A 14736-nucleotide genomic window follows, 5' to 3' on the forward strand; every position below is an offset into this window, starting at 1 on the left:
TGATTGCATTAACCGCCGGATGGGTTAGTGTGGCTTTACCTTTCAAAACAATAAAAAACAGGCTTTCCAATGAGCCAGAGTCTCAGCCAGCTGCGTAAATTCGTTTCCCCTGAAATCATCTTCGGTGCCGGTTGCCGGCATAACGTCGGCAACTATGCCAAGACCTTTGGTGCGCGCAAGGTCCTGGTGGTCAGCGACCCCGGGGTGATTGCCGCCGGATGGGTCGCCGACGTCGAGGCCAGCCTGCAATCCCAAGGCATCGACTACTTTCTGTATAGCGACGTGTCGCCCAACCCCCGTGTCGAAGAAGTCATGCTCGGCGCCGAGCTGTACCGGGAAAACCACTGCGACGTGATCGTGGCGGTCGGAGGCGGCAGCCCGATGGATTGCGGCAAAGGCATCGGCATTGTCGTCGCTCACGGGCGCAGCATCCTCGAGTTCGAAGGCGTCGATACCATCCGCGTGCCAAGCCCGCCGCTGATCCTGATCCCGACCACCGCCGGCACGTCGGCGGACGTCTCGCAATTCGTGATCATTTCCAACCAGCAAGAACGCATGAAGTTTTCGATCGTCAGCAAGGCCGTGGTGCCAGACGTGTCGCTGATCGACCCGGAAACCACCCTCAGCATGGACCCGTTCCTGTCGGCCTGTACCGGCATCGACGCCCTGGTGCATGCCATCGAAGCCTTCGTGTCCACCGGGCACGGGCCGTTGACCGACCCTCATGCGCTGGAGGCCATGCGCCTGATCAATGGCAATCTGGTGCAGATGATCGCCAACCCGACGGACATTGCCCTGCGCGAGAAAATCATGCTGGGCAGCATGCAGGCCGGGCTGGCGTTTTCCAACGCGATTCTGGGGGCCGTGCACGCCATGTCCCACAGCCTCGGCGGGTTTCTCGACTTGCCCCATGGCCTGTGCAACGCGGTGCTGGTAGAACACGTGGTGGCGTTCAACTACAGCTCCGCACCGGACCGCTTCAAAGTCATTGCCGAGACCTTTGGCATCGATTGCCGGGGCCTCAATCATCGGGAGATCTGCGGGCGCCTGGTCGACCACCTGATTGCCCTCAAACACGCCATCGGGTTCCATGAAACCCTGGGGTTGCACGGTGTCCGGACGGCGGACATTCCATTCCTGTCGCAACACGCGATGGACGATCCGTGCATCCTCACCAATCCGCGTGAATCCAGTCAGCGTGATGTCGAGGTCGTCTATGGCGAAGCCCTCTGACGAGCAACAACGGGCGCTGGCCGGGTTACTGGGTTTAGGCAGCCATTCGGCACGCAAGAGCCATTATCCGGAACTCGCGGCGCGCCTCGACGAGCTGGAAGCCGAGCGCAATCGCTACAAATGGTTGTTCGAAAATGCCGTGCACGGGATCTTCCAGGCCAGCCTGCTCGAAGGCATGCGCGCCGCCAATCCGGCACTGGCGCGCATGCTGGGTTATCAAGACCCGCAAGAGGTGTTGTTCTCCCTGGCGGACCTGGCCAGCAACCTGTTTGTCGGCGGCGCCCAGGAGCTCGAAAACATCGGTGAGCTGCTGAAAACCCAACGCAGCCTGCACGGCTATGAGACCCAGCTGCGGCGCAAGGACGGCACCAGCCTCGACGTGCTGATGAACCTGTTGCTCAAGCCCGATCAGGAAGGTTTGGTGGAAGGTTTTGTCGCCGACATCACCGAACGCAAACTGGCCCAGGAACGCTTGCAGCAGCTCAATGACGAACTGGAACAGCGGGTCACTGCGCGCACCGATGAACTACTCGAAGCCAACCGCAACCTGCAGCAGCAGATCACCCAGCGCAAACAGATCGCCGAAGCCTTGCGCGATGCCCGTGACGCTGCCGAGGCGGCCAATCACAGCAAGGACAAGTACCTCGCCGCCGCCAGCCATGACCTGCTGCAACCGCTCAACGCCGCACGTTTGCTGATCTCTACCCTGCGCGAGCGCAAGCTGCCCGACATTGAGCAGGTATTGGTCGAACGCACGCACCAGGCCCTGGAAGGGGCAGAGGATTTGCTCACGGATCTGCTGGATATTTCCCGGCTCGACCAGGCCGCCGTGAAGCCGGACATCGCGCTGTATCGCCTCGACGAATTGCTCGGGCCGTTGGTGTCGGAGTTTCAATCGGTGGCCGAGGCGGCCGGTTTGAACTTGCGTGTGCACATGGGCGACTACGCGATCCGCACCGACTTGCGGCTGATGACGCGCATCCTGCGCAACTTCCTCAGCAACGCGTGCCGCTACACCGATCAGGGCTGCATTTTGCTCGCGGCACGTCGCCGGGGCGAGCAGTTGAGCCTGGAAGTGTGGGACACCGGGCGTGGGATTGCAGCCGATCGCCTCGACTCGATCTTCCTCGAATTCAATCAGCTGGACGTTGGCCGGGCCGCCGACCGCAAAGGGGTGGGCCTGGGGCTGGCGATCGTCGAACGCATCGCCAAGATTCTTGATTATCGGGTCCAGGTGCATTCATTGCCGGGCCGGGGCTCGCGGTTCGCCATCGAGGTGCCCATGTCCCGCGAGGTGCCGTTGCCCATCAGCCTGGCGGTGCCGCAACCGGGTACGGGCAATCCGCTGCCGGGTCGACGTTTGCTGGTGCTCGACAACGAAGTGAGCATCCTTGAAAGCATGAGCGCGTTGCTCGGGCAGTGGGGCTGTGAGGTGGTGACGGCCACGGACGAGGCTTCAGCGTTGAGCGCGTTGCAGGGACAGGCGCCGGAGTTGATTCTGGCGGACTATCACCTCGATCACGGGGTGGTGGGTTGCGAGGTGGTCAGGCATTTGCGCGAGCACTTCAGTCAAACCATCCCGGCCGTGATCATCACCGCCGACCGCACCGATCAGTGCCGGCGTTCGCTGCAGCGACTCAATGCGCCGCTGCTGAACAAACCGGTGAAACCCGGCAAGTTGCGTGCGGTGCTGAGCCAGTTGCTGGGGTGATCAGCATGCGCGGTATTGCAGGCTGAAACCGAGTTCGGTGGTTTGCCCGTGCTCCAGCAGGCGCAAGCCAGGTCGGCCCGGCAGGTGGTGTGCATCCACCGGATGGCTGACCGGTTCGATGCAGAAAAAATCCAGTCCCGGTGGGCAGTAGAGCAGAAAAACATCGCTGCCAGTGGCCTGGCAGTGCAGCTCGTAACCGAGGTCGGGTTGCTGGATCAGGCAATGCCCGTCCCATTCGCAGAATCCGTTGTCGACCAGTCTGTCGGGCAACGCCTTGAGCGACTGGAAATCCCAGTCTGCCGGTACAGCGCTGAGCTGGGTGGGCAGTTTGCTCGCGTCGCACATCCACACGTGCCCGGCCTTTGCCTGTAGGCGCGTATCCGGGGTGCGTGGCAGGTAGGGATGCAAACCCAGGCCGTGCCAAGCGGCGCGTTCGGCCAGATGAGTGACGTGCAACTCGATGCTCAGTCGACCCTCGTTCAGATGAAAACGTTGCCAGGCGCGATAGGCGAAGGGTGTGGTGCTGTCGAGTTGCAGCACGGCGTCATTACGCGACTGCGCCACCACCTGCCACGGCTGCTGCCAGGCACTGCCATGAATCGGCAACGGGTCGGTGAGGCTGTTGGGCGTCAAAGTGAGCCAGCCATCGGGGCAGTCGAAACCGCCTGCTGATACTCGGTTTGACCAGGGTGCCAAAGGGAAGCAGGCAAGCTTGCCGGGCAGGCCGGTGTTCAGCGCGTGGGCGTCGCTGTGTCGAAGCAGCGGCTGCCCGGTGCTGCGCACGGTCCAGTTGACGATGCTGCCGCCGATCTCGGGGGCGAGGGTGAGATGGGTAAGTTCGTCTTTGAGCTCGATCAATCTGGGTGCCTTGTCTTTTTGCCCTGAGAAATACGCTAAACCCTGTAGCAGCTTGCGTCGGCTCCGGCAGCCCCTGGATGCCGGTGGTTTTTTCACCGCACGATGAGGCAGCGCTCTTGTGGCGAGGGAGTTTACTCCCGCTCGGCTGCGAAGCGGGCGCAAAATGGAGAGGGTCGCTTCGCAACCCAGCGGGAGTAAACTCCCTCGCCACAGGTTCTGTGCAGGCGTTGATTACCTCTACAACCTGAGGGAGGGTTTGTGCGATGACCGTCGTGTGTGTTGAACAGGGATTTGCGGCAAACTGGCGACATATCTAGAACAAGGTTATTGAATGGATCACTACGCCCCGCGCGACTGGCAACCCCATGAACGGCCCAGCCTGCCCGGTTCCCCCTCGACGCCGCTGCACTCCACGCCGAAGCGGTTCGCCTTCGCGCTGGTGGGATTGCTGGTGGCGTTGACCGGCGGCCTGGGCAACTCGTTGGTGATCGCCAATCTGACTTACCTGCAAGGCGCGTTGGGGGCGACCACGGCCGAGATGGCCTGGCTGCCGGCAGCCTATGTCATGACCAACGTGTCGATGAACCTGCTGCTGGTGAAATTTCGCCAACAGTTCGGTCTGCGGGCGTTCACGGAAGTGTTTCTGGTGCTCTATGCGCTGGTCACTTTCGGCCACTTGTTCGTCAACGACCTGAATTCGGCGATCGCGGTGCGGGCGGCGCACGGGATGGTGGGGGCGGCGTTGAGTTCTCTGGGCCTGTATTACATGATCCAGGCGTTCCCGGCGAAGTGGCGGATGAAGGCGCTGGTCCTGGGCCTCGGGACCTCGCAACTGGCCTTGCCGCTGGCACGGCTGTTCTCCGAAGACCTGCTGCAGATCGCCGAGTGGCGCGGACTCTATCTGTTTGAACTGGGCATGGCGCTGCTGTCCCTGGGTTGCGTGTTTCTCCTCAAGTTGCCACCGGGCGACCGCTTCAAGACCTTCGAAAAACTCGATTTCCTGACTTTCGCCATTCTTTCAAGCGGTGTGGCGTTGCTTTGCGCGGTGCTGTCGCTGGGGAGGATCGACTGGTGGCTGGAAGCGCCGTGGATTGGCGTGGCGTTGGCGGCGTCCATCGCATTGATCCTCGGGGGGCTGGCGATCGAACACAACCGCAGCAACCCGATGCTGATGACCCGTTGGCTCGGCAGTGGCGTGATGATTCGCCTGGCACTGGCGGTGGTCCTTATCCGCATGGTGACCTCGGAGCAATCCACCGGTGCTGTCGGGTTCATGCAGTTCCTCAACATGAGCAGCCAGCAGCTGCACAGTCTTTATGTGGTGATGATGATCGGCAGCATCGCCGGGCTGGTCACCAGCGCCCTGACCATCAACCCCAAGCACTTGTTCATGCCGCTGATCGTGTCGCTGGCGCTGATGGCCGTCGGTTCGGTGATCGACAGCCATTCGAATAACCTGACCCGCCCGGAAAACATGTATTTCAGCCAGTTCCTGCTAGCCTTTGGCGGGACCTTTTTCCTGGGCCCGACGATGGTGCTGGGGACGCGCAACGTCCTGACCAACCCGCGCAACCTGGTGAGTTTTTCCGTGCTGTTTGGTATCTGCCAGAACCTCGGCGGCCTGATTGGTGCGGCGCTGCTGGGCACGTTTCAGATCGCTCGCGAGAAATTCCATTCCAGCAACATTGTCGAACACCTGACCATGACCGATCCGCGTGTGGCCGCACGGGTTCAGAGCGGCGGCAATGCCCTCGGTTCAGTGATCGCTGACCCGAGCCTGCGCAATCTGCAAGGCATACGCAGTCTGGCCACGGCCGCCGCACGCGAGGCCAATGTGCTCGCCTATAACGATGTGTTCATGCTGATCGCGGTGATTGCCGTGTTGACCATGATCTGGATTTCCCTTCGCGCCCTGTGGCTGATGAGCACCACCAAAAACGTCGCCCCAACGCCTCCCGTAGCCCCTAGCGGTGTTTCTTCTTCATGACCGAACCGACCACAACCACCACCAATGCCATCGCCGCGACGCCTGAAGGTGTCGAACCACCGTCCACGCCCGCCACCGAACCACGTTCATTGCGAGTGCGGGTGCTTTCGTCCATGGGCTTTGCGGCCATTGCCATCGTGGGTGTACTGATCGTGTTGTACGCCTGGCAACTGCCGCCGTTCAGCAGCGCCGTCGAAACCACTGAGAACGCCTTGGTGCGTGGTCAGGTGACGATCATCGGCCCGCAGCTCAGCGGCTACGTGTATGAAGTGCCGGTGTCGGACTTTCAGTTTGTGAAGGCCGGGGATCTGCTGGTGCGGCTCGACGACCGGATCTACCAGCAGCGTCTCGATCAATCGCTGGCGCAGTTGGCGGTACAGAAAGCGGCCCTGGCCAACGTGGTACAGCAACGCAACAGCGCCGAGGCGACCATCAAGCTGCGTCAGGCCGCCGTCGCTGACAGCCAGGCTCAGGCGCGTAAAAGTGAAGCGGATCTGCGCCGAAACAACGAGCTGGTGCGTGACGGTTCTGTGTCCAAGCGCGAGTTGGACGTCACCTTGGCGGCGAACGCGCAGTCCATTGCGGCAGTGGCTCAAGCCCAGGCCAATCTGGAAATTGCGCGCCAGGATTTGCAGTCGGTGATCGTCAATCGTGGCTCGCTGGAAGCGGCGGTCGCCAGTGCGGACGCCGCGGTGCAACTGGCGCGCATCGACCTGTCCAACACCCGGATCATTGCGCCGCGCGACGGTCAGCTCGGGCAGATCGGCGTGCGCCTCGGCGCCTATGTGAACTCCGGCGCGCAGCTGATGGCGCTGGTGCCGCATCAGTTGTGGGTGATCGCCAACATGAAGGAAACCCAGATGAACAACGTGAGGGTCGGCCAGCCGGTAACGTTTACCGTGGATGCCCTCAATCACCGACTATTTCATGGGCAGGTGCAGCGCATATCACCGGGGACCGGGTCGGAGTTCGCGTTGTTGCAGGCGGACAACGCCACCGGCAACTTCGTCAAGATCGCCCAGCGCGTGCCGGTGCGGATTACGGTGAATGACGGGCAGGAAGGCAGCGAGCGTCTGCGGCCGGGGATGTCGGTGGTGGTGAGTATCGATACGGCGGCGGAGGGGGATAACGATAAATCCCCTCGCCACAGAGTAGGCGTACCACTTGAGTGAACAGCATTGCCTGCAGGATTGAGGTGCTCAGGCCGCAACCATTGGCGGCATGGTGCCCAGCAGCGACACTGCCGCCACGGCGCCAATCCCCAGCAGCCACTCCATGATCACGCTGCTTTTAAGCGCCCCCATTCGCTGTTCGCAATCCTTGATCCGCAGACGGTTAAACAACGCCAGCCCCAGCATCACCAGGACCAGCACGACCTTGATCAACAGGATCAAGGCAAAACCGGACCACGACGGCGTCGGCCAGAATTGCCCGGTGAGTACCCGGACATTGATCAGTCCGGTGATGACCAATCCCGCGACCAACGCGTAACCCACGCCACTGAATCGCTGCAGAATGACGCTGACTGTATGACCCGTCGGTTGCCGTAGGATCATCACCAGCAACATCAATCCGCCGAGCCAGATGCCGACGCAGGTCAGGTGGACAATTTGGTTGAGGATCAACAACTGTCCGCTCAGGCCGTCGAGCATCGCGCCATGACCAACCGGCGCCAGAGTCGCCAGCAACAGACTGGCCAGGGTCAGCCGAATAGGCAGGTTAGCGCCCAAGGGTGTCAGCAACAGCGCCATCAACACCCCGTTGATCAGCAGGTGCCAGCCCCAGACCTGGCCGAAAAACGTGTTGGTCAGCACTAATTGCAAAGTCGCCGGGTCGAACGCCGCTTCCCAGGCGCCAGCCATGCTGGCGGTGATCAACAGCAACCAGCACACGCCGCTGACCAGCGCCACCGCCGTCAGCCAACGGCATACGCTTGCCAAACGTCGGTCCAGCGCCAGCGATTCACGGTTCAACAGCAGAGGCCTGAATGCCCAGGCCCCGAACAGCAGCAGCACCACGGTGAAATGCAGGAAACGACACAGCACCATCGCGCTCGTCATGAATTACTGACCCACCTTGAAGCTGTAGGCGCCTTCGCTTTTGTGGGTGTCGACGGACACGGCGTGCCATTGGACTTTATAGGCGCCGGCGGTCAACGGCGCGGCTGGCGTCACGATCAGGGTTTTTTTATCGCTGCCTTCGGTGGTCAGGCTTTTCACCGGCACGTCAGTCCCGTCTTTGCTGAGGGTGACCTTGGTGAAGGTGGCTTCGACACCTTCGGAAAACACCAGGCGCAACTCGGCAGGCGCGCTGACAGTACTGTCGGCAGCGGGCGTCTGGCTTTTCAGATGGGCGTGGGCAAACACCGACGAGGCGGCGAACAGGCTGCCGAGGAGGGCAGCGGTGGTCAGGGCTTTCTTGAGCAGCATCGTGGAATACCTCTTGGGCAGGTTCGAAGAGGCCGTCAGTTTACCTTCCGCAGACGGCCTGTACGAAGTTTCGTTTTCCCTTGTCGCCGCGAGGTAGAGCGGATGCTAGTCTTGACCAACGCTGTCGTCAGGGAGCCCTCATGGGCAATCACAAGATCGAGATTCGTCGCAGTAACGTCGAAAAGATTCTGCTGGGGGCCGAAAAGGTCTTCGCCGAAAAAGGCTTCGGCAGCACCGCCATGGCCGACATCGCCGCCGAAGTGCAACTGCCGCGCTCGAACCTGCATTACTACTTCAGCACCAAGACCGAACTCTACAGCGCCGTGCTGTTCGATTTGCTGGAAGTCTGGAAGCAGGACGCCCTGTGCTTTGAAATGTTCGACGACCCCCGCGTGGTACTGAGCAGCTACATCCGCGCCAAAATGAACCACTCCCGCAGCCGTCCCTACGGCTCCAAAGTCTGGGCCAACGAGATCATCCACGGCGCCCCGACCCTCGGCGAGGCACTGGACGTGAGCCTCTACGATTGGGCCAAGATGAAAGAAGCCAAGATCCGCCAATGGGTCGAAGACAAACGCATCCTGCCGGTGGAGCCCTCAAGCCTGCTGTACATGATCTGGGCCTCGACCCAGCACTACGCCGACTTTGATCATCAGGTGAATATCCTCAATGATCATCAGCCGTTGTCGGACATGCAGTTTGAAAGGGCGGTGCAGACGGTGACGAGTGTGATCTTGCGGGGGATTGGGTTGGAGCCCTGAGTTTTTTTGGCAAGTTGCTGGCCTTCGCGAACCTTACGGGTCGTCAGTCCATGTCATCGTTTCGAATTGATTGGCTTGCCTTCTTGATTTTCTCTAGTGCGTTTTGCTTGGCTCGGTGTCGTTTATAGGCAAATTGACCTGAGCTAATTTGCCTTTTTTTGTATTGCTCTTCGGCCAAAAGGAAAGGCTGTAGAAAGGCGTTGTCAGGCGTTATATCTGTACTCGGATGAAGGCGCATGTGTTCGTCGTATTCACGTGCAACATCACTTAGATTTTTGTGCATTGCGTGTGATCTCTTGTTGTTGCCGGTCCGTATTTTTCCTTCGTTGTAAGGACGTACTTTTCTTGTTGCCTCGGGCGGCAGCGGTTTAAACGTTACTTCTGTTTTTGCAATTGGAGTGGCGGTATAAACAAAAGGAGTGGGAGCAGATGCCGGACGAGCGGGCCGGACTATAGATTGGGAGGAGGGTTGTAGCCGATGCAATGGGTTGACGATTACCGACCGTCTATGCTGATTTAGGAATTGCATTAAGCGAACGTTACCGGTTGGGTCGCGAAAGTTGATCGGATCTCCCTCGCAATACGCATACGCATTAATCCCCCCTTTACCAAAAGGACTTAACTCATCCGGGCTGTTGAATCGCATCAACACCGGATTAAAAGCCCGTGTGCCCTGTCCTAACGGATAGTGACCGGTGACAGGGTCGGGACACTCACCGTTAAATCCAATCAAGCGACTCAAACCACTTTCGCCCGGGTGATGGCCGTAAGCGGTATAAGCCACTTGCTGCTCGACAGTACGCAGCAGCGAATGAGCCTGATCTGTCGCCAGAAGCGTGGTTTCGGTTTCCCCAGCCATACTCCGTTGCTGCGCCAGCGGATGAGCTTCATGGCGGATGATTGTTCGTTGTGAGCGTTCTTCCCGTTCGGTCACCAGATGGTCGCCCTGGTAAAACCGTTGGGTGCTTGTACCCTCTGAAGGGCCTGCGCTCGAGAGTCGGTCCAAGGGGTCGTAGCGGTAGCGGCGGCGTATTTTCAAAGACGAGGACATAGGCGTGGGTCCATTGCCGGTGGAGTGTTGCTAGAGTCGGGTAACCCTGAATCCTTGTCTACTAACAGAACTGATAGTCGGGGCTGCTGACGCCATCGCGGGCAAGCCACGCTCCCACAGGTTCTGTGTCGACCGGCCTGACGTCGGTTGTACTCAGATCCTGTGGGAGCGTGGCTTGCCCGCGATGGCGTCCATTCAGACGCCGCTGAACTCAAACAGCAACGTGATACGGGTTCCTCGGGTCATGATTCCAGTCCAGAAACGGCTTGCCGCTGTCCATCGGCACCATCTCGATGCAGTCCTGCACCGGGCAGGTGATCTGGCACAGGTTGCAGCCTACGCACTCGTCGTCGATCACTTCATATTTATGCGTTCCGTCCGCCTGCTTGATGCTGGCCACCGCCTGGTGCGAGGTGTCTTCGCAGGCAATGTGGCAACGACCGCAGCCGATGCAGGCCTCCTGATCGATCTTGGCGATCACCTGATAGTTGATATCCAGGTACTTCCAGTCCGTGGTGTTGGCCACCGCACGTCCTGAAAAATCCGCCACGCTGGCGTAGCCCTGGCTGTCCATCCAGCGGGACAGTCCGTCTTTCATTTCCTCGACAATCCTGAAGCCGTGCAGCATCGCCGCCGTGCACACCTGAACCGATCCGCTGCCCAGGGCGATGAACTCTGCGGCGTCGCGCCACGTGCCAATGCCGCCGATGCCGGAGATCGGCAGGCCCCGGGTCTGCGGGTCCCGCGCGATCTCGGCGACCATGTTCAGCGCAATGGGCTTGACCGCTGAACCGCAGTAACCGCCGTGGGTGCTTTGGTTGCCGACGACAGGGTTGGCGACCATGCGCTCCAGGTTGACACTGGTGATCGAGTTGATGGTGTTGATCAACGACACCGCATCGGCACCGCCTCGATGGGCCGCGCGGGCGGCGACGCGGATGTCGGTGATGTTCGGCGTGAGCTTGACGATGACCGGGAGCGAGCAATAGGTCTTGCACCAACGGGTGACCTGTTCGACATACTCCGGGACCTGTCCGACCGCTGCGCCCATGCCGCGTTCGGGCATGCCATGGGGGCAACCGAAGTTCAGTTCGATGCCGTCGGCACCGGTGGCTTCCACCAGCGGCAGGATGAATTTCCACGACTCTTCGACGCAGGGCACCATCAGCGAAACGATCAGCGCGCGGTCCGGCCAGTCCTTTTTGACCTGGGTGACTTCCCACAGGTTGATTTCCAGTGAGCGGTCGGTAATCAGCTCGATGTTGTTGAACCCCATCACTTCACGGTTGGCGCCGAAGTGCGCCGAGTAGCGCGAAGACACGTTGACCGCCGCCGGGTCTTCACCCAGGGTTTTCCAGACTACGCCACCCCAGCCGGCCTCGAAGGCGCGGACCACGTTGTAGGCCTTGTCGGTGGGCGGCGCGGAGGCGAGCCAGAATGGGTTGGGGGATTTGATACCGGCGAAGTTGATCGATAGATCGGCCATTTACGCAGCCTCCACATTGAGCACGAGTTGGGCGTGAATGGCCTCGGCGGCCAGTTTGCCGTGTTGCACGGCCTGCACGGTGAGGTCCTGATCGAGGCTGGTGCAGTCGCCACCGGCGTACACGCCGGGGATACTGGTGCGCAGCTGTGCATCGACCTCGATCCGATCGCCCTGGCGCTTGAGTTCGCGGGCCAGCGGGTCGCTCAGAGCTGTGCCGTCGAAGGCCTGGCCGATGGCTTTGAAGATGGCGTCGGCGGCCAGTTCGAAGGTTTCACCGGTGGTTTGCAGACGGCCATCCACCAGCCGGGTGCGGGCGAAACGCATGCCGCGGACATTGCCGTTGGCGTCGAGTAATACTTCCTCCGGTTGGGCCCAGGTCAGCAAACGCACCTGATTGGCTTTGGCGATGTCCTGTTCGTGGCCGGTGGCGCCCATTTCTTCCACGCCACGGCGGTACACCAGATTGACGTCGCGAGCACCGAGGCGGGCCATTTGCACCGCCATGTCGATGGCGGTGTTGCCGGCACCGAGGACAATGCAGCGATCCGCCAGCGGCAGTTGGGTCAGGTCGTCGGCCTGGCGCAGTTCGCGGATGTAATCCGTGGCGGCGACCAAACCGGGGGCGTCTTCGTGGTTGAGGCCCAGTTGCTTGCTGGCGTTGAGACCCAGGCCGAGAAACACCGCGTCGAATTGCTGGTGCAGTTCGCTGAGGGTCAGGTTCTCGCCGAGCTTCTGCCCGTGGCGGATCTCGATGCCGCCGATTTGCAGGAGGAAATCCAGTTCCTTCTGTGCGTAATCGTCCACCAGTTTGTATTTGGCAATTCCGTATTCATTGAGGCCACCGGCCTTTTCCCGCGCCTCGAAAATCACCACATCATGGCCGTGCATGGCGCTGCGGTGAGCGCAGGAAAGCCCCGCCGGACCGGCGCCCACCACGGCAATGCGTTTGCCCGTGGCGGCGGCGCGTGCGAACGGGTGCTCAGTGAAGTGCGCGTTGTCCACGGCGTAGCGCTGCAGCAGGCCGATCAGCACCGGCGCGCATTCATGGTCGTTGTTGCGCACACAGGCTTGCTGGCAAAGGATTTCCGTGGGGCAGACGCGAGCGCAACTGCCACCGAGGATGTTCGCCGAGAGGATCTTGTGCGCGGCGCCCTGAACGTTTTCCGCGTGAATATTGCGGATGAACGAGGGGATGTCGATCTCGCTCGGGCAGGCATTCACGCACGGGGCGTCGTAGCAATACAGGCAGCGCGACGCTTCGAGGTGCGCCTGGCGGTCGTTGAGCGGCGGCGCAAGATCGGTGAAGTGGCCGGCGAGGGCGGCCGCATTTTCATAGGGATGCGGGAGATGGTCGAGGGTCTTGATCACGGTTTTTGCCTCACGGTTATTGAGGTGCTGCCTCTGATGGGCAGTGTCTGAATCACCTGCATTTCAAATGTGGGAGCGGGCTTGCCCGCGATGGCCGAAGGCCGCTCTCAGCGTTTCACCGCAGTGGGCTTGTTCTGCTCAGCCCGCTTGCTCAACAAATCAAACACCGCCGGATACGCCGGCCGTTCGACGTATCGCCCGGCACCTCGCTCGGCCCGCAGGTCACCGTCCGCCCAGACAACCTTGCCCTGGCTCACGGTATGGCTCGGCACCCCGCGCACGGTCTTGCCTTCGAAGATGTTGAAGTCGACCTGCTGGTGATGCGTCGCTGCCGAAATGGTCCGCGTGCCCTGCGGGTCCCACAACACCAGATCGGCATCGGCGCCAACGCGGATCGCGCCTTTGCGCGGATACAGATTGAAAATCTTGGCGGTGTTGGTAGAGGTCAGGGCCACGAACTGTTGCATCGAAAAGCGCCCGGTATTGACCCCTTCATCCCAGAGCACGGCCATGCGATCTTCGATGCCGGCGGTGCCGTTGGGAATCTTGCTGAAGTCGTCACGGCCAGCGGCTTTTTGCTCGGCGCAGAAGCAGCAATGGTCGGTGGCGGTGGTGTGCAGGTTGCCCGATTGCAGGCCATGCCACAGTGCTTCTTGATGGCCTCGAGGACGGAACGGTGGGCTCATGACGTAACCGGCGGCAGTCTGCCAGTCCGGGTGTTGATAGACGCTGTCGTCCAGCAGCAGATGCCCGGCCAACACTTCGCCATAGACTGGCTGCCCCTTGCTGCGGGCATAGGTGATTTCGTCGAGGGCTTCCTTGGTCGAGACATGCACCAGGTACAGCGGCGTGCCCAGGGTTTCGGCGATGCGGATCGCCCGGCTGGCCGCTTCACCTTCCACTTGCGAAGGTCGCGACAGCGGATGCGCTTCCGGCCCGGTCATGCCCTGGGCCATCAACTTGCGTTGCAGGTGATACACCAGTTCGCCGTTCTCGGCGTGCACGGTGGGCACCGCACCGAGCTCCAGGCAACGTTCGAAACTCGCGACCAGTGTGTCGTCGGCCGCCATGATCGCGTTTTTGTACGCCATGAAATGCTTGAAGCTGTTGACGCCGTGATGGCTGACCAGCTCGGCCATTTCTTCGCGGACCTGCTCGCTCCACCAGGTAATGGCGACGTGGAAACCGTAATCCGATGCCGACTTTTCCGCCCAGCCGCGCCACTGATGAAAGGCTTCCATCAAGGGCTGCTGCGGGTTGGGAATCACGAAGTCGATGATCGACGTGGTGCCACCTGCAAGTCCCGCTGCGGTGCCGCTGAAAAAATCTTCACTGGCCACGGTGCCCATGAAGGGCAGTTGCATATGGGTGTGTGGGTCGATGCCGCCGGGCATCAGGTATTGACCACTGCCGTCGAGCACTTGCGCACCCGCCGGAACATCAAGGTTTTCACCGATGGCTTTAATCACGCCGTCGGCGCAATAGACGTCGGCGCGATAACTTTCATCATGGGTAACAACGGTGGCGCCACGGATCAACAGAGACATTCCGAGTTCCTCGCAGGCAATGACCGACTTGTGCCGGTTCTAAATGTTTTATATGAAGCAGACGCAAACAGGTGTATTCCTGTCATCGCTGTCAGGAATAGAAGCTAGTCTGAGTTCAAGGAATGAGCAAGATTATTTTTTATAAGCTTATGACTGATTTAAGTTGCTGATAGATAAGGAATAAAGTCTTAAATCACCAAAATGGTACCGTCTCTCACCATTTTGACGCACTTGACAGGTTCGAAAAATAGACGAGATTTCCTATGTGAAATCAGCTGCTTGAGAACGGGCTATGGTTAATACGC

Annotated in this window: 12 protein-coding genes; 5 read left to right on the forward strand and 7 right to left on the reverse strand. The window is 60.4% G+C overall.

The window, feature by feature from the left end; all coding sequences use genetic code 11:
* The first annotated feature begins 69 nt into the window (after positions 1-69).
* Together ercA and AC3ZVB_RS17075 are read left to right on the forward strand one after the other, a co-directional pair.
* On the forward strand, positions 70-1233 hold the full coding sequence (gene ercA / locus AC3ZVB_RS17070) for an alcohol dehydrogenase-like regulatory protein ErcA (RefSeq protein ID WP_162440238.1): 1164 nt from the start codon (positions 70-72) through the stop codon (positions 1231-1233).
* Complete coding sequence (locus AC3ZVB_RS17075; protein WP_162440239.1) at positions 1217-2944, forward strand: PAS domain-containing hybrid sensor histidine kinase/response regulator; 1728 nt, start codon at positions 1217-1219, stop codon at positions 2942-2944. The genes ercA and AC3ZVB_RS17075 overlap by 17 nt, the downstream gene beginning before the upstream one ends.
* Here the strand turns inward: AC3ZVB_RS17075 and AC3ZVB_RS17080 are convergent, their stop codons facing one another.
* The gene (locus AC3ZVB_RS17080) at positions 2945-3802 is read right to left on the reverse strand and encodes an aldose 1-epimerase (RefSeq protein WP_490147225.1); all 858 of its coding nucleotides are present in this window, start codon (positions 3800-3802) and stop codon (positions 2945-2947) included. It lies immediately after the preceding gene.
* A 331-nt stretch (positions 3803-4133) separates the two neighbouring features.
* Here AC3ZVB_RS17080 and AC3ZVB_RS17085 point away from each other — a divergent pair, with 331 nt between their 5' ends.
* Both AC3ZVB_RS17085 and AC3ZVB_RS17090 read left to right on the forward strand, forming a co-directional pair.
* Positions 4134-5789, forward strand: coding sequence for an MFS transporter (locus tag AC3ZVB_RS17085; protein ID WP_162440241.1), 1656 nt, complete (start codon positions 4134-4136; stop codon positions 5787-5789).
* Complete coding sequence (locus tag AC3ZVB_RS17090; protein WP_490147226.1) at positions 5786-6961, forward strand: HlyD family secretion protein; 1176 nt, start codon at positions 5786-5788, stop codon at positions 6959-6961. The genes AC3ZVB_RS17085 and AC3ZVB_RS17090 overlap by 4 nt, the downstream gene beginning before the upstream one ends.
* 27 nt (positions 6962-6988) lie before the next feature.
* On the opposite strand, the gene copD is transcribed toward AC3ZVB_RS17090, so the two are convergent.
* Complete coding sequence (gene copD / locus AC3ZVB_RS17095; RefSeq protein ID WP_490147227.1) at positions 6989-7849, reverse strand: copper homeostasis membrane protein CopD; 861 nt, start codon at positions 7847-7849, stop codon at positions 6989-6991.
* Positions 7850-7852: 3 nt separating this feature from the next.
* Complete coding sequence (gene copC, locus AC3ZVB_RS17100; RefSeq protein WP_162440244.1) at positions 7853-8218, reverse strand: copper homeostasis periplasmic binding protein CopC; 366 nt, start codon at positions 8216-8218, stop codon at positions 7853-7855.
* A gap of 140 nt (positions 8219-8358) precedes the next feature.
* Here copC and AC3ZVB_RS17105 point away from each other — a divergent pair, with 140 nt between their 5' ends.
* The gene (locus AC3ZVB_RS17105) at positions 8359-8979 is read left to right on the forward strand and encodes a TetR/AcrR family transcriptional regulator (protein WP_194693300.1); all 621 of its coding nucleotides are present in this window, start codon (positions 8359-8361) and stop codon (positions 8977-8979) included.
* Positions 8980-9022: 43 nt separating this feature from the next.
* Here AC3ZVB_RS17105 and AC3ZVB_RS17110 read toward each other — a convergent pair whose 3' ends face one another.
* The 4 genes from AC3ZVB_RS17110 to hydA form a co-directional block, all read right to left on the reverse strand.
* Positions 9023-10030 (reverse strand): RHS repeat-associated core domain-containing protein, encoded by a 1008-nt coding sequence (locus AC3ZVB_RS17110; RefSeq protein WP_490147228.1) that lies wholly within the window; start codon positions 10028-10030, stop codon positions 9023-9025.
* A 211-nt stretch (positions 10031-10241) separates the two neighbouring features.
* The gene (gene preA / locus AC3ZVB_RS17115) at positions 10242-11516 is read right to left on the reverse strand and encodes an NAD-dependent dihydropyrimidine dehydrogenase subunit PreA (protein WP_490147229.1); all 1275 of its coding nucleotides are present in this window, start codon (positions 11514-11516) and stop codon (positions 10242-10244) included.
* Positions 11517-12884: an NAD(P)-dependent oxidoreductase gene (locus AC3ZVB_RS17120; protein ID WP_162440247.1), complete on the reverse strand. Its 1368-nt coding sequence runs from the start codon at positions 12882-12884 to the stop codon at positions 11517-11519.
* A gap of 107 nt (positions 12885-12991) precedes the next feature.
* Positions 12992-14431 (reverse strand): dihydropyrimidinase, encoded by a 1440-nt coding sequence (hydA, locus tag AC3ZVB_RS17125; RefSeq protein WP_162440248.1) that lies wholly within the window; start codon positions 14429-14431, stop codon positions 12992-12994.
* Positions 14432-14736 lie beyond the last annotated feature (305 nt).

Source organism: Pseudomonas sp. MDV22-iso1, assembly GCF_058145095.1.